At 54.4% G+C, this 19,108-nt stretch carries 13 protein-coding genes and 1 pseudogene; 2 read left to right on the top strand and 12 right to left on the bottom strand.

All coding sequences use genetic code 11. The features are described from left to right. Positions 1–418 precede the first annotated feature (418 nt). Both BLU75_RS15105 and BLU75_RS28330 read left to right on the top strand, forming a co-directional pair. Positions 419–700 (top strand): hypothetical protein, encoded by a 282-nt coding sequence (locus BLU75_RS15105; RefSeq protein WP_084378950.1) that lies wholly within the window; start codon positions 419–421, stop codon positions 698–700. 1,119 nt (positions 701–1,819) lie between these two features. Beyond that, positions 1,820–1,960: a hypothetical protein gene (locus BLU75_RS28330; protein WP_408634496.1), complete on the top strand. Its 141-nt coding sequence runs from the start codon at positions 1,820–1,822 to the stop codon at positions 1,958–1,960. Between the two features lie 619 nt (positions 1,961–2,579). Here the strand turns inward: BLU75_RS28330 and BLU75_RS15120 are convergent. The 12 genes and pseudogenes from BLU75_RS15120 to BLU75_RS15180 all read right to left on the bottom strand — a co-directional run bounded on the left by BLU75_RS15120 (position 2,580) and on the right by BLU75_RS15180 (position 19,079). Beyond that, positions 2,580–2,921 (bottom strand): hypothetical protein, encoded by a 342-nt coding sequence (locus BLU75_RS15120; RefSeq protein WP_084378952.1) that lies wholly within the window; start codon positions 2,919–2,921, stop codon positions 2,580–2,582. Between the two features lie 305 nt (positions 2,922–3,226). Next, a complete protein-coding gene (locus BLU75_RS15125) occupies positions 3,227–4,162 on the bottom strand; it encodes a fimbrial protein (protein WP_157720777.1) in 936 nt (311 codons plus the stop codon). Between the two features lie 59 nt (positions 4,163–4,221). After that, entirely contained in the window at positions 4,222–6,780 is a 2,559-nt protein-coding gene (locus tag BLU75_RS15130; RefSeq protein ID WP_084378954.1) for a fimbria/pilus outer membrane usher protein, read from the bottom strand. A 118-nt stretch (positions 6,781–6,898) separates the two neighbouring features. Beyond that, positions 6,899–7,642: a fimbrial biogenesis chaperone gene (locus tag BLU75_RS15135; protein WP_084378955.1), complete on the bottom strand. Its 744-nt coding sequence runs from the start codon at positions 7,640–7,642 to the stop codon at positions 6,899–6,901. A 47-nt stretch (positions 7,643–7,689) separates the two neighbouring features. Then, the gene (locus BLU75_RS15140) at positions 7,690–8,211 is read right to left on the bottom strand and encodes a fimbrial protein (RefSeq protein ID WP_090221494.1); all 522 of its coding nucleotides are present in this window, start codon (positions 8,209–8,211) and stop codon (positions 7,690–7,692) included. A 241-nt stretch (positions 8,212–8,452) separates the two neighbouring features. Beyond that, entirely contained in the window at positions 8,453–8,938 is a 486-nt protein-coding gene (locus BLU75_RS15145; RefSeq protein WP_084378957.1) for a fimbrial biogenesis chaperone, read from the bottom strand. 22 nt (positions 8,939–8,960) lie between these two features. Then, a pseudogene (locus BLU75_RS28335) lies at positions 8,961–9,470 on the bottom strand (fimbrial protein). A gap of 685 nt (positions 9,471–10,155) precedes the next feature. After that, on the bottom strand, positions 10,156–10,551 hold the full coding sequence (locus BLU75_RS15155) for a hypothetical protein (RefSeq protein ID WP_130909421.1): 396 nt from the start codon (positions 10,549–10,551) through the stop codon (positions 10,156–10,158). An 815-nt stretch (positions 10,552–11,366) separates the two neighbouring features. Continuing rightward, complete coding sequence (locus BLU75_RS15165) at positions 11,367–12,008, bottom strand: response regulator (protein WP_084378959.1); 642 nt, start codon at positions 12,006–12,008, stop codon at positions 11,367–11,369. Beyond that, positions 12,008–14,929, bottom strand: coding sequence for an ATP-binding protein (locus tag BLU75_RS15170; protein WP_084378994.1), 2,922 nt, complete (start codon positions 14,927–14,929; stop codon positions 12,008–12,010). The genes BLU75_RS15165 and BLU75_RS15170 overlap by 1 nt, the downstream gene beginning before the upstream one ends. A 125-nt stretch (positions 14,930–15,054) precedes the next feature. Further along, entirely contained in the window at positions 15,055–16,254 is a 1,200-nt protein-coding gene (pvrR, locus tag BLU75_RS15175; protein WP_084378960.1) for a response regulator cyclic di-GMP phosphodiesterase PvrR, read from the bottom strand. Then, on the bottom strand, positions 16,251–19,079 hold the full coding sequence (locus BLU75_RS15180) for an ATP-binding protein (protein WP_084378961.1): 2,829 nt from the start codon (positions 19,077–19,079) through the stop codon (positions 16,251–16,253). The genes pvrR and BLU75_RS15180 overlap by 4 nt, the downstream gene beginning before the upstream one ends. Positions 19,080–19,108 lie beyond the last annotated feature (29 nt).

A 19,108-nucleotide genomic window follows, 5' to 3' on the forward strand; every position in this document is an offset into this window, starting at 1 on the left:
TCGATTCATTCCAGACAGTCGCAAGACACGCCCAATTAGCGGAGCATTCACCATGACAACTGGATCAAGATAAAAAGACTTTTTTATTGAGAAATTTCATACTCCCTACAAATCTGACTTTTAGCAGTCCATACATCGTTACGGAGTAGGACCGTGTGCCGGGATCAAGCTCAGTTGAAACTTTACATTAAAGACACTCGATTGTGAAATCGAAACACAAGAGAAGAGACATCAAACAAGCACCAGTCTGAAATTTAAGATTTGTCTTATTTACATACATAACAAAAAAAGACTACAGTCGGCATAAAACAAAAAAGGCGTAGCGAAGAAAATATTCACTCAACAATGAACAGCTGACATAGAACCTCTCTCTCTACCAGCAAACCAAATCAATGGCTCCCACGAAGTGAAACCATCTATGACTTTCCTAGAATCAATCAATATCGGAATCAGTAAAGCAAAAAATGAAAGCAAAGACATCGAAATCATCAGTAAGCTTTTCGATGAATTAAACGTAGATCTTCAAAAAATCTCGAAAAACATCAAAATATTAATTAGAGAAACACATCAGCAAGGTAAAGATAAAGATAGCCCTAAACATTTAAAACACCATACATACACGAGCTGCTCCCTGCAACTATGCCATAAGTTTGGGATTGAAACATACGCACAACTAGCATCTCTAAAAAAAAAGCATTGAGGGTTTCCCCTGCATACTAAACTTTGCAGAGAAGGATTATCCTTGCAAAAATGAATATGAACTTAGAAGCGCTATTAGGGCACTACTATCATCCTCTAGTTTCGGATGGGCACTTATGAATGCTCTACGAAATTAAATACTTCAAAAAAACCACTTCATCTTTACAAGTGCAAAGTTTCTAATGAAAGAAAAGCATCACATCGCCAAAAAAGAAATATGGATACTATCGCCAAAAGACCCAAGCTTAAAAACAAACCACCACAAGATCAATTTAACTCGAACCGAGTTAATCCTAATAACTAAAATACACCAAAACCAAGAGCGCGTTACAAGCAAAGAGGATTTAATAAAATCTATCGACAGAAACCCTGAGACTTATACTGGCATTGAGATGTTCCTCAGCCGCCTACAAAAAAATTCAGAAAATTCAACACAGAGGAACATTTATTTCGCTCTGTAAGAAACCGTGGCTACTGCCTTGTGCAGATAATAATAAGTTCTGATGTTCTTTTCACACGTCAACTCCAATATTATTGATAAGTCTGCTGAAGCGTGAAACACAAGATGGCAAAATCGGACGCATCAAACTCAAAAACTCACTAGCGATTACATTATAAACACGCGGACACACACTAAGAAAAATGCACCACACTGGCGACAGCACACCAACTAAACAAAAAGCAAATACACATCTAAACGAATGCTAGCGCATTTTGGTTAAAACACTGCCTCCCAACCTTCAGCAAATCATTTTTTTAGTAAAAAACCGAAAAATAGAAACCAGAACACAAGAAGAATCAACGTCATCAACACCCACTGCCTTCCCATACGAAAGCCATCCGAATTAACCAGCAACGTGATTATGGTTAATAATACTGAAACCGATAGGGCAATTGGTGATTTATGGGCTATTGCTGGTAGAGTAGAATTAGAAATCAAGCGCCCTTAAATCTTACTTAACTGATCGTACCAGCATCAGTAATCACTTCTCCTTGGGATTCTCTTGCAAGATTCCTTTTTCACTAAGTTTGCAAATTTTCAGGTGATCCAAGAGCCCCCCTTGGAGAGCTTTTGGGCTACGAGCTACCGCGCCACTGGAGCCAGAAGAAAAAGCTAGCCATGATTCGCGAGAGTCTTGTGCCAGGGCAAAGTGTTTCTATCGTTGCTCGGTGCCACGACATCTATGCCAACCAGTTATTGCTGTTGCGCAGCCGTATCAAAACAGCAGCTTCTCTGTGGTCAGCCCGGGCGAAGCCGTGATGTAGGCCTGCGATCTAGGCGCCCCCCCCCTCGACCGTATGTAACCGAACGGCCAACAAATCTTCCTGATTCCCGCGTTAAGGCTACGCGGTTTGCCTTTGTCGATGTCAGCTATGCGGATCGAGCTCGGCTTTTGATAGATCAACGGAAGCTCTGATAGCATCAATTACGTCTTGAGCGAGCGCCATAACTGTCGTTGTACTGATTTCAATCCGACTGAAAATGTCTTTTCTCGGGCCGTGTTTCCAAGCAGCGCTTGCGTAAAAAGCATCTTGAGATACTTGGCGATGGCTCTCGCTTTCATAGGAGCGAATCAGGTGATATCTGTCACAATCATGTGATGAGCTGCCATAAGAAACGACATCTATGCCAGCTTCCAGGTGAAGCGAAACACTTACATTCTGCACTATTTGATGAAAGTCCTATCCCGATCCTGGCTTTAGAGTGTACATCAGGATTTCAATAATTCGAGTCATTCCAAATCTTCCATGTGGAGTTTCAACGTGAGCATTGGCCTGATTCCTTGGTGAATACGCCTGGAAGCGATAGGAAAAACCCAGAAATATGCGCCGGCGCTTTTATATTTTCCAAACGTGACTCTCAACAGGCATTACTCCAATCAGGAGCTAGCATTTTTGCACTGATCCGAGATCATGATTTTCTTTGCTCGATCAACCTGAGCAGGCGCTGGCAACTCCGGGCTACCTGTTATTTCTAATCGTGCTTTTTCTGCGAGACCCTTAATTTCTTCGTAGTTCATATCTAGGCCATGGTCCTTCTGATATTGAGCGACCGCCTGCCCGGTTTTGATCCCCACTTCACCAGGGGAGCCGCCGGCCACGGTCTCTGTTGCCATAACGCAACGGGCGAACTGATAAATCTGGTCCTTCTTCGTGTCACATGCTGTTAAGAGAAGAACGCTAAAAGCGATCAGTATTTGATGGTGTTTTCTAAACTGCATATTTCGCCTCTCGTTTTACTGTTCATAAATCGTGTTTCGGGTTTCCCTTGGGGGGTACATTCTTTAGTCTAGCAGAGCTTAACACATGCCCATATACTCTTCTGCGAACCGGATTCATCAGCGACTTACTTGTAGTCAGGACAGCGCTCGAGAAGACTTTTACGTCAACAACCGGATGCTATACGCTAAAAATCAAGAAATTAATAACTGCGCTCTGTTGAAAAACCTAATTGTGCGACCCCGTAACCGACTATAGTAGGTCATCTAAATATTTATACGAAAACATTGAGCCCTTTAATCTTACTTCATTGATATGTAATGGTAAATTGCATAGACGCATTGGCAGCACCACCCACCACCGTGTCGGAGGTTTTATAGTAGGCCGCTTTCAGAGGAATGTTATAGTTACCAGCACTTACATTTTTTAGAAAATTAAAGGTCTGCCCTAGGCCTACGGGCGCGCCGTTACTATCCGTAACTTTGATACCTACGCCTGTAGCGCCACCGGGATCAAGTGCAAGGATTCCGTTTCGGGCGTCTAACGCGGTATTGACCGGATCAAGTCGATAACTGATGCTATTAATACCTGCAGGGCAATTATTGAGCTGAATACTAAAAGTTTTTTCACCGATGGTGGAACCAACACCTTTGAATTTACTGCTATATTGCTTTCCAAGAGGAACATTTATTGAGGGGGTTGTGCAGCTAGATACAGCAGGAGTAATAGCATTGGACGTTGCAAGATAAAACAATGGCTTCCCACCAATCAAAAAGGCCCCCAAAGTTCCCGAATCCAAAGCAGTAAAGTCAACTTCTCCAATCTTGTATATTCTAATACCCGCATTTTTAATATTAAAAGTTCCGGTATATGCAGTACTCTTGGGATATGGCGATTGAAGAAAACCGTTAGCTACCATCTGCCAAGCCAGCCCTGATGTACCTAAAGGCGATGGGCCGCTAGCGGGCGTCCCACCGACACTGTTATAACCACTAAAACTGTAATCATAATTACCACATGTAAATGATGGCGAGCCAGGCAGGGCTATAAGGGGCGAGCGATATACCTCGGTTCCGATCGGTGTATCTCTAGGGATATTCAGGGTGGATGGTACATTGACAATGAATGTAACAGGCTCTTTGGAGATTGTGCATTCAGCCTTCAAAGCACTTGAGCTTAAGGCAAAAACTCCAAATACTGTAGCATAGAACCACAACTTCGATTTAGACATCAATACTTTCATGACCCCTCTCTTTTTAACGCTATAGCACGCTAATGTTGGAATGCCGATCACTACAGCTTTCATTGCACTGTACATGAGCTGTCCATCTGCATGTAGCCTGGCTGTTTAGGATTCACGGCGGGCAGAACATAATCGACACGACAGCTCTCAAGCTTCTTGTTACCCCAACGGATCACTAACTCACCCTGGTTCTTATCAGTACGAATGAACAGCCGTCCACCCTGGCCCACCATGGTCAGGTAGTTGCCCTGACCGTCTTCAACCTGGGCCCCCATCGGCAGGCTTTTGCCGTCGTCACGGGTGACGTGCAGCAGCACTGGCGTGCCGGAGACAGTCGCGTATTGCACCCGCGCAATGGCCCCGTAACGCGGTGCGATCATTTGCGAGGTGCTTTCGAGCTCAACCGAGTCATCGATGTTTTTGGGATCGATAGACATGTCGTTCTGGTGATAAGGCACCAATCCCGGTACCAATGCATAACCACTGCTGTCGATCACGGCAGTCGAGCTGTTATTGACCCGTGCCCCGGCGGCGCCTTTGGCTTCGATCAGTGCCATGGTTTCACCTTGCTCTGAACCGAACGTCACCCCGCCCCCATGGGCCACCAGGCTGCCGCTGACACCCACGTTGGCCTGTTTGTAGTTTTTGCCTGTGTCAACGCCAGCACTGAGTTGGGCTTTATTCGTACGGTACTGCACGGTAGAGCCTGCACTCGTGGTAGAGGCTCCCGCGTTTTTGTCTGCCGAGCCGTAAACGTTGTAGTTCAACCGGTTGTCATCGCCCGCGCTGCCGCCCAGGTTGACTTGGGTATTGCTGTTGCCATTGTCGGCATAGCGCATAGTGGTGCTGACGTAATTGGAGCGGGTGCGGCCGAACGGAATGTTGAAACCGACCAGATATTGAGTGTCAAACGCGCCTTGATAGTCGCGGGTACGGCTGGCACTGAGGTTGAATGAGCCCCAGTTATAACCATTGTTGTACCCCGCCTGATATGTCACGTTGCTACGCTGTTCGGTGTTCCAATAGTTCTGTGCCGAGCCGGTGAAGTAAACACTGCCGCGACCGCTGCCCAAGGGCTGATTGACGTTGATCTGAAAACGACTGCGCTGACGGTACCCTGAAGCGCTATCGCCGCTTTGCAGTTGGGCGTAGTCGCTGAAATTCAGGTAGCCCTCGCTGGAAAAGCGGTAGGCGGCCACAGTGAAGTTGGTCTGGGTCGCGTCCAGCAGTTTGCTGTAGGTCAGCCGATAGCTGCGACCGCGCATGGTTGTATTGGTGTTTGCTTGGGTCTTCGCCAAATCGCTGGCTTGGGACTCCGTCACGTCCAGTGCCATTGCCCCCCACGGCGTACTCCAGGCTGCACCGCCCTGCACAGCCATGTAGCGTTCGGCGATGATGCTGCCGGTGTAGGCGCTCCACTTATCTGACACACCGAGCTGATACGTGCCCTGAATGAAGTCCGGCGTTTTACTCAAAAACTCATCGCGGTACTTACCGGCGGTCAGGCTGAAGCGCGACGTGCCTGGGCGCAGTAATTGCGCCACGGAGGCGAAAGGCACCACGAATGAGCGAACACGCCCATCGGCCTCAGTGACGGTCACCGACAGATCGCCCGAGTAGCCGGTGCTGTACAGGTCATCAATCACGAAAGGGCCCGGCGCCACGGTGGTTTCGTAGAGAATACTCTCGCCCTGGCGGATGGTGACCTTGGCGTTGGTGTCGGCCACACCACGCACAGGCGGAGCAAAACCGCGCATGGAGTCGGGCAGCATGCGATCATCGCTGCTGACCTGCACCCCACTGAACGGCACGCTGTCGAACAGCTCGCCGGGGGTGTAGTACTGGCCAAGGGTCATCTGTGACTTCAACCCGGTGAGGTCACGTTGCACGTAGCTGCTGTTGGACGTGTAGCCACTCTGCGAAGCGCTGCGGGCGGAACGGTTGTAACTGTAGGAACCGTTATGACGCAAGCGCCACTCGTCCACGTTGATGCCTGTGTTCAATCCCACATAAGACTGAGTACTGGCTACACCCTGGGCCTCGCTCTGGTACAGGTTGGAGTTGTAGTTCACAAAGGCTGCGTTCACGCCGCTGTCCCAGTTCTGGGGGTCCACGTAACCGCGTGAAATCCGCTTAAGGTAAGCCTGGGAGATGGTCAAATCTGCGCGCAATTCACTCATGTCCACATCGACGTGGATATCTGGCGCCAGGCGTGACAGCTCGACGCAACCGATATCGTTCAGCAGCGAAGCCAACATCTCTTGGTTGGGCAGCGAGTCGAGGTTCAAGCCCCACCGCTTGAGGTCGTCGAGCTTGAAGCAAAAATGCGCCGCAGCGCCAGCACGCTCCTTGGTGATGATCAATGGCTCACGCCCCTGCCATTTACCGTTGAGGTAAATGTCGGTGCGGTAGGTCCCGGGGGTAAGCGGGTTGCCGTTTTTGAAAGCAGAAACGTCCATCAACCGGCCCTGGCTATCAGTCATGAAGCTAGGGTTGAAGTCGACTTGTTCGTCGTCATCTGCCAGCACCACGCAGGGGGTTAGCGTGGCCATAAGCAACATGCAGGAACGGGGGCGCTGCGCCTTGATCCACGTACGCAGAAGGCTGAGTTCAAACATCAGTAAGCGTCCTGAGCTGGCCTGCTACATGACAGCAAGCAATCACAGCGCAGCCGCAGAGGCTGGCTCTTAATTGGGTTAAGTGCGTGAGGGAATGCGCGGGGTACTGCGGCGAGTGTTAATTGCCCAGCTTGGTCTCAACCGACTTGGCCGAGCCGTAGTCGTTGACCCATTCGTAACGAACAGTGGCGCTGCCCTGCGGGCGAGCTTGCAGACCTTCCAACGGGAATTCGAAGACGCCTCTGGCCGGAATCATTCCACCTTTGCTGCTGTAGGTTTTGCCGCCAATCAATAGTTCGGTTTTGTTGTACGAAGCGCTGAATACCGTCGGGTTAGTGCCACGCAAAGCAAAACCTTCGCCATTCGGGACCAGCTTCCAGATCACTGCCTCAGGGGTGTCCTCGGCATAACCCTTCAAGCCTTCCGGCCGGAAGAACACCTTGATGCGCGATCGGAACGCCACCTGCATAAAGTTGTTATCGGCACTTTTGGGCAGCGGTGGGACGTCCAATACGTTTAGCCAGAACACAGACTCCACATCCTGCGGCAACGGATCACGGGTGTAGGTCATCCGCAGTGTTTGCGAACGTTGAGGAGAAATGCGCGCCACAGGCGGCATCAACAGAAAAGGGGCATTGGCCTGATCGGCTCGTGAGTCCGCATTACCACTGTCGACCCACGCCTGTACCAGCGCGGGTTCATTGCCAGCGTTATCCAACTTGATGGTGATTTCGCGCTCATTGGCGGGATACACCACGCGAGTACCGGCAATTACCACATTGGCCGAAGCAGTGTTTATCGCACTGAGCAGAAGCAAACCGCCAAGCACCATTGCGGCACGACAAACAAGACAGGTTTTCATAATATTGGCCCTGAAAGCGCTCGCAGCCAGGCTGCGAGCGTTAACGATCAGTTGTAGTCCATCGAGAACTGCACGCTCGAAGTTACCTGACCGGCTGTAGCAGCGGCCGTCGCAGCAATGTACTGAGCGTAGAATTTCATGCTGGCCGCTTCATCAGTGATAGCAGTCGACAGAGAGTTTGCGTTGGTCTGCAAGTTGATCGGAACCAAGTTTTCATTCAGGATTTGGATCTGAACGTTAGAACCATCAGCAGTCTGGTTGATCAAGTTACCGGTGGCCGCGTCAACCGTGGCGCCTTGTTCAAAACGCACCAGTGCGCTGGAGCCTGTACACCCAGTGAGCGCCAGGGTGAAATCTTTGCGGCCGGCAGCCTGGCCTACGGCAGCCATAGACGAAGCAGCTACACGCTCCATGGCCACGGTTTTGGCGGTGGTGCCAGTGCTGCCTTCAATGGTACAGGTCTGGTTGCTGATCGAACCAGTGAAATTGATGGTGCCGTCAGCAGCAGAGACACTGAAAGTGCTTACTACGGCTGCACTGGCAGCGAGGGCGACAAGAATTTTTTTCATTAACAATTTCTCTTAACTCGATTATTAAAAGGCTCGCTTCCTGCTGTTGCCTACTCCTTTGTGATATCAATCCTAGCAACTCAATCCATTTAGCTGAATAAGACGATTCTTAAAGTGAACCGCGATGGGCGTCTTTGGACCCAAGGTACGCACACCGACTTCCCCAAAGGACACGTAATAAGGCGATGGATTAGTCACCTCCATCACCGAATACCCAGGATCCTTATCCCACCTTTACGAATTAGCTTCCAGGTGAGCCTTTCACCGGGATCGGCTGCATTTGCATGCAGTGACAGGGGTCGATAAAACAGCGTGATACGCGTGCGGAAAAAAACTGCAGCACCGTTTCATCACCGGGACTGCGAGGAGGTGTCTCCAGTACATTAAGCCAGAACAACGACTCGCGATCGTTCGGTAGTTGAGGCTGCATTACACTGATGCGAAGAACTGCTGCACTAGATGGATCGACACGACTGACCGCTGGCGCAACGATAAATGGCACGTGTAGATCTTCTGGCGAAACCGTCGCCTGCCCATCATCCACCCAACTTTGAAGCAACACCGGGGCAGCACTAGTATTATTGATTCTGACGGCGACCTCATGGCTTTTTTCCGAAAAAACTACCCGAGCACCCTGCACCACGATTGCAGCTTGGGCAATACCGGGCAGAATACCCATGAGTATAACGCCGATGACGAGAGCGAAATAACGCGTTATCGGCGTCATCACCTACCCCTTATTCAATTTTCTATTGGTAGGAAAGAGTGTAACGAACAAAGGAAATACCGGAGCCCGGGTCACATCATCAGCCGTGGACACATAAGACGCCTTGTAAGCCAAGGTCGCTTTATTATTTTCAATAGTGGCAACTTGAGGTGCAATCTCAGCTTGAGCCAATGAAATCTTTGTACTCCCGATACATCGTTGAATATCTGGATCTGCACACCGGAGGCCGCTAAAGTTCCAATTAGTTTAAGGTTACCGGATCAACGTTACTCACCTGATCAAAAGCGATGGACACCTTGCTATCGTTTTTACATGAAACACCGGAGAGCTGTAGCTTGAAGGGGACAAAATTAGAAGGTGTACCTATGCTCTTAAACTCACTGGGCGCCACCTTCCCCAGGTATACATTCGTCACGTTATCTTCACCCGGCCCCTTGTCGTTGATATCTCAGATAACGTCGGTAATACTCCCCGAGAAATTGACGACACCATCGACAGCATGAGACATAGCAGGCGCCTTGGACAATACCAGCGAACTGAGAACAACGTACTTTTTTAGAGTTAAAATTCTCAGTTGACTTCCTTTTTCAATTGACGAAATTTTTAAACCTAAAGAAAGAGGGCTAACACAAAGCCTTCTCGCCATGTGCGACATTTAATAACATAAGCACACAACCAAAACTTGCTCCGCGCACATTTCAATCCTAGCAACTCAACCCATTCGGCGGGACAAGACAATTCTTAACGTAAACCGTGTTGCGCATCTTTAGATGTCATTGAGTTTCAGCGGGTCGCAGAAGTTGTACACACTCATAACGCATCGAGTATCGAGCACTTGCTCCCGGCGGCGCGGGCACTAGCGATGGCAATGCTCAAAACGGAGAGCCGGTGAACCGCACAGGGTTTCACGGAGGCCTTATCCTTATAGACAGTGGAGCCCTTATGAAAACACTCCAACGTTTTCCGCCAACATCCGCAACCTGGCCCTTCTAATGGGTTATGAAAACTAGAGAGCCCCACGACACACAGTTTTCGAGCAACAAGGCTGTAGACAGCAACATCAACCGAACGGCTCAGACGGAGCTCGACCGCCGCTTAAAGTGGTAATGGTCCGCCAGCAGAGATTGACTTCCTTGGCGAAACGCTCAGAGTGAAGAATCTTCACCAACAAAAAAATTCTGGAGTTAATTCTTAGCCGGAGGGAGACTAATTCAGACCTATTCCTTATGACTGATTAGATCCAGGCAGGCCTTCAACTCAGGCATTGATATGGGATTTTTTATGATGTGTTGCAGTGGAATATTATTAGATTTCGCCCAACCATTCACTGAGGCGCGTGCGCCAGGAAAAAGACTCTCTATAAATAGGAATCTTTTTATTTTGCCTTCGGCATTCATTCTAAACACATCCATCCTATTATCCTTACTAAACTTAAATTCATCAAAAATCAAAAAATCAGCCCCGCCTACTTTTTTGAGCGAGCACATGACCTCATCAACACTCGAGCATAAACTTACGTTATAGCGCTGCAACCTGCCGAGTAGCACACTGTAATTTAATAGCACGCCCGAATGACAACACAAAACTATAATTTTTCCGTTACTATTAGGCATTTCGGCTGACTCTCTACCCTCAAGAAATTTTATTAATCTAGTTTAAACGCCAACTGATCAGAGTGGAACAAGGCAGATCTTAAGCTAAATAAACACTGGATGTTCGGCGTCAGGTGGTAGATGAGGCCACCTCTCTTCACCTACCCCCTTTCGAGATCGAGGCCCTACTCGAAGCACTACGTATATCGCTTCTTCCCGGCTTAGCCATTTTGTTATGGTGCGGTCGGTTACTGAGCGACGCTCTATCGTCAAGGTATTAATTTTTGCACTAAATATCTTTTTTTTAAGATTCGTCTTATAGGTATTTTCAAAAAGTGGAATACAAAGTGCGCTGGCTTGCCTAATGAGCGTGGCACCCAATCATTCATCTCTCACAGATGCACTATAGTGTTTTACAAACGGAGCCAGCTCATCCTCGCGTGCTGACAGGCAGCGGACGTGCAGATCAAATTCGCCGGTTCCGTCAGTTCGCGCCACCACCGTCGGAGACGTATACAAGTCCATTACCCTGGAAGCGGTACGCATCGCTGACTTCGCACCAACCGTCGGCTCCACCGCCAAAGAGAAAAACGTCACCATCAGCCTGGGCAACTGCAGCTTCGCGATCCAGATCGCCGACGCGCGTATCGGCAAAAAGCTGCCACTGAACACATCGACTACGGGCTTCCAGAGGTCCCCTATCATGCGTTTGAACGCGTATTTCGTGCTCGCCCTGCTCCCGTTCTGGCAAAGCGCTAGATATCAACATCGAGGCGCAAATGGTCGAACTCGGCACGCTGAGCGCCACTCTGTTGAAGCAGGTGACGTACAGCTGATTACTGAAACTGCCGGGCCTCGATGCAATAGGTCAGCAGCGCTTGGTCACTGTCCACGCCCAGCTTGCGCATGGCGGCGACTTTCTGCGCGCTCACGGTCTTGTTGCTGCGGCTCACCTGCCGCGCAATGTCGCTGACAGTCATGCCTGTCACGAATAAACGAAGCACTTCCATCTCACGCGGCGAAAGATTTTGAAAGCGCTCTTGCACACTGGATGCGTTGTATAGCAACGGTTTGGCCGCGTCAGCATGAAAGGTGCCATCGGAAATAAATGCACTCAATGCTCTTTCAACCTCTCCATGCAGGTGGCTCTTCTGTATTACCCCCGCCACGCCCAGTTCTTGCAAGCGAGTGAGAATAAGGTTGTTGGACACCATGGTTAGCACAAGCACCTTTGTTTCGGGAAAGTGGCGCAGGATGTACTCAACAAGCTTGAAGCCGTCGCCATAGTTGTCGTCGCCAGGCATATTGAAATCGGTGATCAACACTTGTGGCCGATGAATGCTCAGTTGCGCGACCAGTTCACTGGAATTGACAGCCTCGCCAACCAGTTGATAGCGAGAATCACGCCGTACAATCTCTCGCACCCCGAAAACTACAATTGCGTGATCATCAGCAATCACAACGCTTATTTTCCGCATCACTCATCCTCTTTATAATGATTTCTCGACTCGGCCAACAAACATTGAGCCACCTTAGAAAGCCGTGCGCACAAAACCCGGATCTCGCTGGTGGTATTACGGTCAAGCAACCGGTTGTACAACGAGTTTTCCCATGTCTGACACGCACTGGATAGAGCTAGCGCGTGCACACTGGCCAACGCTCCGTTGAGGCTGTGCAGGCGCTGGCAAACGAGGGTGGAATCGCCGGCGACCAGGCCCTGCTCGATCTGTTGCACATCGACCAGCAAGGTGTCGCCCATCAGCTGACGCATGGCCGGGGACAGCTCGATCCAGCCTTCGCGGTCGTGATCGTGGTCTGGCGTCGGCACGGCCAGGGCCGTCGCGCGGCGACAGTGCGACATCAAGGCCTGGCGCAGCATGTTCATGCTAAGCGGCTTGACCACCCAGGCATTCATACCCACCGCCAGGCAGCGCTCGCCCTCTTCACGCAGGGCGTTGGCGGTGACGCCGATGATCGGCACCTGCACGCCTTGCTCGCGCAGGGCGCGGGCCAGGTCGTAGCCGTTGAGGCGCGGCATGTTGATGTCGGTGATAACCAGGTCGAACGGCTGCGAACCCCAGATCTGCAACGCATGCTTGCCATCTCGCGCCACCGTGGCCTTGGCGCCCAGGGCTTCAAGTTGCTCCTGCAGGACCGCCTGGCTGACCGGGTTGTCTTCGGCCACCAGCACGCGCACGTTCAGGCATGGCGCATCCAGGCATGGTTCCGCGAGTACCGAGCTGGCCACCGACTCGCTGCTGCTGACGATCGGCAAGGTGATAAACAACGAGAAACTGCTGCCCAGGCCCGGCTCACTGACCACACGCATGGTGCCGCCCATCAATTCGCTCAGGCGCGAACAGATCGACAAGCCCAGGCCCGCGCCGTTACCGTCCTGGCCGCCCGCCACTTGATAGAAGGGTTTGAACAATTGGTCCAGGGCCTTCTCCGGAATGCCCACGCCGGTGTCGGTGACCTGCCATTGCAGCGCCACCTGGTCCTCGAGCAGCTCTTGCACGGTCAGGCGCAGACGCACGCGCCCGGACTCGGTGAACTTGATCGCATTGCCCAACAGGTTATGCAGGATCTGGCGGATGCGCCCTGCATCGCCGAGCAGTTGCAGCGGCGCTTGCGGATCGATTTCTGCATCGATCTGCAGGCCTTTGTTGCGCGCCGTGGCGGTGAAGCCCAGCACCGATTCTTCGACCAATTGGTGCGGACCGAACGGCGCAGCTTCCACGGCCATTTGCCCGGACTCGATCTTCGACACGTCCAGTACGTTGCTGATCAGTTGGAACAGCACAGTGGAGGAGCCCTGGATAATTTCCAGGTACTGGCGCTGGCGCTCGCTCATGTCGGTCAAGGCCATCAACTCCAGATTGCCCAGCACACCATACAAGGGCGTGCGGATCTCGTGGCTCATGGTCGCCAGGAACACGGTCTTGGCCTCGTTGGCCGCAGTGGCTTGCTGGCGGGCCAGGTCCAGCTGCAGAGTTTCATCCACGTGCAGGGTGATGTCGTTGCAGCCGCAGAGGAATACGTCCTCGCCCTCGTAGCGCGCGGCGACCACCACGACCTGCAGGTAACGCCCCTGCACCGCCAGGCACATCTCGCCGGGTGTGTCCGGGCCGTCGTTGGTCCTGAGTACCTCGACCAGTTGCGCGGTGCCACCCAATTGCAGGGCACGCTGGTTTTCCAGCAGCAACTGGCAGTCGCTACGCCGCACCACGCACAGGCCCGCCGGGGCGTTGTGCAGCATGATGCGGTTGAAGGCTTCACTCTCGAACAAACGCTCCTGTGCGCGCTGGGCCGGGCTAACGATACGGGTCTTGTACCAATGGTTGATCCACCAGCCTAGCAATACCGCGGCGAGGAACGTCAGGCCCAGGCCCAGCAGCGGCCACTTGGCGTAGCGCAGGAAATCCTGATAGCTGATCGCGTACAAGCCGGTCCAATGTTCGCCGCCTTCGCTGAGCATCTTGAAGCGCAAGCCCTGGCTGTTGAAGCTCAGGCCCAGCGGCGCCATCTGTTCATCGCCCAGGCTGCCGAGCAGCACATCGCCCTGCGGCGAAATCAGGGTGAACTGGTTGTACACCGACAATTGCAGCACCCGCTCGAACTCATCGACCTGCGAGGTATCCACCACCGCCGCCAAGCTGAGCATTCCCTGCGGTTGATTGGCAGGCAGGAGGGCGGCGGGCGCATCGAGGCCGATCATCGCCACCACGCTGCGGCTGTTCTTATACAACTGCAACGGCGCACGCATCCAGCGCACACGGCTGTCGGTAAGCAGCAGGCTTTGGCTCTGCTGCAACTGGTGCAAGCGGCTCACCACCCCACGGTACTGCTCACGCAACAATGGCTGGTGCTGGCGCAGGCCGCCGATACCGGGCACGGCCAGGCTGGCCTCGTCGTTGGGGGTAAACACGAACAGCTGCGGCGAAGCATAAAACGAGCTGGCCCAATAACTGCCGTAGTAGTCGCTCAACTGCACGCCAAACGCCAGCGCCCGGCGCGTGTCATCCGCCGTAAACCCGGCCGCGTGGGACAAGGTGAACGGCAACGACAAGGCAAAACCCTTGGCCTGCAACACCACTTGCCCGGCGTCACGCTGCAACTCCACCACTTCGGTGGATTGCACGGAAGGCAGCGGGGGCGCATGGCTGCGGCTGTAGCCGGTGGCCACATTGCGCAGGAACGCCTCGTGCTCATGGATGATTTCCACCACGCGGGCGAAGTGGAACGCGACCTTTTCCTGCTCCGCATCCAGCAACCGCGACACCACCCAATAGCAACTACTGGACAGCAACAGGGCCAGCCCGGTGAGCAGCAACAGGGCTTTGTTCAAGCGTTGAGAGCTTTGCGCCAGTTTGTCCAGACGCAGACTTGCATGTTTCATCGTCAGTACCAAAAAAGCCTGAATCAGGATGTGGGGCCTATGCAACGCTCCCGGCATTGGCCAATAACGCCCGGCGCACCGGGCGACCCTTCCTTCGGGCTTCTTGACTGTGTGACCCCGGCGACTCAGATAAGTGCTGGCGCAGGGCCATCTTCGATCAGCAACGCACTGAATTTATCTGCCGTCACGCCCTGAGAGATCAGGAAGCCTTGCACCTGGTCGCAGCGTATACGCCGCAACACCGCCAAATCCGCCTGGGTCTCGGCGCCCTCGGCAATGGTGGTCAGCCCCAGCTTTCGGCCCAGCTCGACGATGCTCTGCAACGCCGAGGCCAGGCTCTCGTTCTCGGCGCAGCCATGCACCAGCGAACGGTCGATCTTCACTTCGTTGAACGGCGTGGAGACCAGATTGAAATAGGAGCTGAAACCCTTGCCGAAATCGTCCTGTGCCAGGCCAAAGCCCATCATGCGCAGGCGGCATGCTCCAGCGTAGTAGTTGCTGGGCAACTGTGTGGTGGAGCTTTCCATCAGCTCGAAGGTAATTTGTCGCGGCTCGGCATCGCCCTGCTGCACCTGGGCCAGCAGGCGGTCGACCAGGTCGCATTCGTCGAGCAAGTGGGTGGGCAGATTGATCGACACCGGCAGCCGATAACCGAGCTGCGCCCACTGGGCCTGGGCGGTCAGGGTCTGGGCGAGGATGCAGGTCAGCAGCCGGGTTTCCAGGCCGAGGCGCTCGATTTCGCCGAGGAACTCTCTCGGCAGCAACAGCCCTTCAACCGGGTGCACCCAGCGCGCCAGGGCTTCGGCGCCGACGATGCGCCCGTCATGCAGGGATTTTTTTGGTTGGAACCAGGCCTGGATTTCGCCGTTGCCCAAGGCCCGCACTAGGTTCTCCCGCGCCAGGCTGAGACCGCGATGGCAGCACGGCGCGCGGACCTGTTCGGCGAGTTTGTCGAGGCAATCGCGCAGGGTGCGCACTTGCGGCTCACGCACTGGCTTGGAGATCAAACCGGCCACGGTCAGGCCCAGGTTGCCCGCCACCTGCCCCGCGCCGACCAGCATGCGCCGTGACGCCACGCTCATCAGCGCCAGGGCCGGCGGGGCCTGGAGGCGCGCCAGTTGCTGGATCAACTGCACGCCGTCCATCCCCGGCATCATCAGGTCGCTGAGCAACAGGTCATAGCGCTGGCGAGCCAGGCGCTGCAAGGCGCTGGCGCCATCCCAGACCACGTCGACGTCAAAGCCGCCGGCGGCCTGGAACACGTTGATCAAGTACTCATGCTGAAAGGGATGGTCCTCCACGATGAGCACGCGGTAGGCACTCACAGCACGCTCCTTTGGTAGCCCTGTAGGCATTGATACAGGGCACGCAGGGTGAAAGGCTTGACCAGGCAATGGTCCATGCCCGCGTTGAGGCAGCGCTCGGCTTCGTCGAGCATCGCGTTGGCGGTGGCGCCGATGATCGGCAGCGCGCACCCGAGGCGACGCAGTTGCTCGGTGAGCTCGTAACCGTTCATGCGTGGCATGTTGACGTCGGTGAGGATCATGTCGAACGCGGTTTCGCCCCACAGCGACAACGCTTCGATGCCATCGCCCGCCAGCACCACACTGCAGCCGAGTTCTTCGAGTTGATCGCGCAGGATCAGCTGGTTGATCAGGTTGTCTTCAGCCACCAGCAGGCGCAGGTTCAGGTTGAGCTTGGCCGGTGCTTCGCTGGGGACCTGCAATAGCTGTTCCTCGACGCCCTGGGCGCGGCTGACCGCGCGGTTAAGCGCATGCAGGTTGTTCAGGCCGATCTGCCAGCACGCGCCAGGGCCCTGGTAAACACCATGCTCATCGGCGGCCGCCGTCACCCGTGGCCCGCACCAGCGCAGCCGTTGGCCGGTCTCTATGGGGCCGGGGTAAAGCTCCACCAGCACCGCGCCAGGGTCGGCCTCGACCGATTCGGGCAGGCCCAATTGCGCCCGCGCACCCCAACGCCGCAGCCAACCGCCAATGCTTTCGGCCAGCTCACGCACCGGCGACACCACGTAGACGCGCTCGCCCAGCAGCGGCAGCGCCCATGGCTCATGCTCATCCTCGTAGGCCGTCACCTGCTCCAACGGCAAGGTGAAGGTAAAACTGCTGCCCAGGCCCGGCTCGCTGACAACGCGCAGCGTGCCGTTCATCAAATGCACCAGGCGCTTGCAGATCGACAGCCCGAGCCCGGTGCCCGCTACCACATTGGCATTGCCGCTGGCCTGGAAAAACGGTTCAAACAAGTACTGCTGGTCTTGCGCCGCAATGCCCTTGCCGGTGTCGACCACTTGCCACTGCAACATCGCGCGCTCGCCTTCGCGGCTCTCCAGGCGCAAGCGCAATACGATCCGCCCGCTCTCGGTGAACTTCAGCGCATTGTTGAGCAGGTTATTGAGGATCTGGCGGATACGCGTGACATCGCCGCGCACACGGTCGGGCAATTGCGGGTCGAGGCACGCGAACAGCTGTAGGCCCTTGCTCTGCGCAGCGCCGGCGTAGCCTTGAACCACCTCCTGCACCAGGTCCAGCGGCGAAAACACAGTGAGCTCCAGGGAAAGCTGCCCCGCCTCGATCTTTGACACATCCAGCACATCGCAGATCAGCTGCAGCAGGTTGGCCGACGAGCCCTCGATGGCTTTCAGGTAGCCGCGCTGCTGACTGCTGAGGTCGGTGCGGGTCAGCAATTCCAGGGTGCCGAGCACGCCATACAGTGGGGTGCGGATTTCATGGCTCATGGTCGCCAGAAACAGCGTCTTGGCCTCATTGGCTGCGTCCGCCAAGGTGCGCGCCTGCTGCAGCGCCAGCTCCACCTGCTTGCGCTCGCTGATGTCGCTGAACGCGCAGATCAGCACCTCCTCACGCTGATAACGGGTGGGCGCGAAACTCAGGAACAGGTGGCGACCGTCGGCCGTTTGCAGCTCGTCGGTGCTGCTTTGTTCGGCGTCATCAAACGCCCGGCGAATCCAGTCGTGGCAGAGCTGCTCGCGCTCACGCCCGTTGCCCAGCCACTGGCGCGACAAGGGGTTTTCCAGCACCACCGCGCCGTCACTGCGGCGCAACACGCACAGGGCGACCGGCGCGATACGGATGACCGCGCTGCTGAACGCCTCGCTTTCCACCAGCGCTTCGATACGCAGCGCGGCCGGAATAATCAGGCGCTGATCGATGCGCCGCACCAACCGCAGCATCAACACGCTGGCCAGCGCACACAACAGCAGGCACACCAGCAACGGCAGCGCCAGGCTGGGCAACAGCGAGCGCAGCTCCAGGCTGTAGACGATCTGCCACTGGGAATACCCCAGGTGCTTGCGGATGGCCAGGCGGTCAGGCAACCAGCGGCTGCCCTCCCAGCCGAAACTGGCCGTGGAGTGATACTGGCGCAGCGCCTGCGCGGCGGCCGGCTGATGCGGCGCGCTGCTGAAAATCAACTGACCGGCGCTGTCGAGCAGCATGAAGTCGCCAGCTTTTTCGTGCTGCAAGGCATCGATCAGGTCCGGCCCGTCCACTTCCAGGCCAAGCCAACCCGACGTAGGACTACGCTCATCGAGCAGGGTGAAAATATACAGCGGCGAATCCAGGCGGTTCTGTTCGGTCAGCCACAGTTCATCGCTGACCGAGACATTGCCCGTGTCCACCGCCATCAGCCGGTGCAATACCGACGTCGGCACGGCCGCCGGCGCAGTCCTCACGGTGTACAAGCGCTCCACCGCCGGCTGGGCGCTCTGGGCTACGTAGATCAGGTTGACCTGGTTGGCCTCCAGGTAGTCGAGCGTGCGCTTGGTCAGCCACAGGCTCCAGATATTGCCCACCTCGCCGAGGGTGATATGCACTTCTTCGTTAGGCACCTGATTGAGGTTGCCGACCGGTGGCGAGGTGTGGCGCACCGTCGACAGGCCAAGGGTTTTAAGCAGCGTCTGGCGGCTGACAAAAAAACACTGCGCATCGGAAATCGCCTCATTCATATAACTGCGTCGCAACGAGATCTCCTCGCTAAACGCCGCGCGCAGGTAACTGTAGGCACCGGCATACACGCCCAGCACCAGCGCCAGCGCGAACAGGTGCAGCAGCTTGCGGGCAGCCTTGGGCGTCGAAAAGGACGAATCGAGGGGTTGCAGGAAATGTTTGAGTTTCATCACTGCAAGAGTAAAGAACGCAAGACATT

Source organism: Pseudomonas mucidolens, assembly GCF_900106045.1.
In the GTDB taxonomy this organism is placed as follows: domain Bacteria; phylum Pseudomonadota; class Gammaproteobacteria; order Pseudomonadales; family Pseudomonadaceae; genus Aquipseudomonas; species Aquipseudomonas mucidolens.

Bases quoted from the DNA above. Each gene is read 5' to 3' on its own strand.
- BLU75_RS15180 (WP_084378961.1), bottom strand. From the start codon at position 19,079: ATGAAACTCAAACATTTCCTGCAACCCCTCGATTCGTCCTTTTCGACG.
- BLU75_RS28330 (WP_408634496.1), top strand. From the start codon at position 1,820: ATGATTCGCGAGAGTCTTGTGCCAGGGCAAAGTGTTTCTATCGTTGCT.
- BLU75_RS15145 (WP_084378957.1), bottom strand. From the start codon at position 8,938: ATGACGCCGATAACGCGTTATTTCGCTCTCGTCATCGGCGTTATACTC.
- BLU75_RS15135 (WP_084378955.1), bottom strand. From the start codon at position 7,642: ATGAAAACCTGTCTTGTTTGTCGTGCCGCAATGGTGCTTGGCGGTTTG.
- BLU75_RS15105 (WP_084378950.1), top strand. From the start codon at position 419: ATGACTTTCCTAGAATCAATCAATATCGGAATCAGTAAAGCAAAAAAT.
- BLU75_RS15155 (WP_130909421.1), bottom strand. From the start codon at position 10,551: ATGCCTAATAGTAACGGAAAAATTATAGTTTTGTGTTGTCATTCGGGC.
- BLU75_RS15125 (WP_157720777.1), bottom strand. From the start codon at position 4,162: ATGAAAGTATTGATGTCTAAATCGAAGTTGTGGTTCTATGCTACAGTA.
- BLU75_RS15120 (WP_084378952.1), bottom strand. From the start codon at position 2,921: ATGCAGTTTAGAAAACACCATCAAATACTGATCGCTTTTAGCGTTCTT.
- BLU75_RS15130 (WP_084378954.1), bottom strand. From the start codon at position 6,780: ATGTTTGAACTCAGCCTTCTGCGTACGTGGATCAAGGCGCAGCGCCCC.
- BLU75_RS15170 (WP_084378994.1), bottom strand. From the start codon at position 14,929: ATGAAACATGCAAGTCTGCGTCTGGACAAACTGGCGCAAAGCTCTCAA.
- BLU75_RS15165 (WP_084378959.1), bottom strand. From the start codon at position 12,008: ATGCGGAAAATAAGCGTTGTGATTGCTGATGATCACGCAATTGTAGTT.
- BLU75_RS15140 (WP_090221494.1), bottom strand. From the start codon at position 8,211: ATGAAAAAAATTCTTGTCGCCCTCGCTGCCAGTGCAGCCGTAGTAAGC.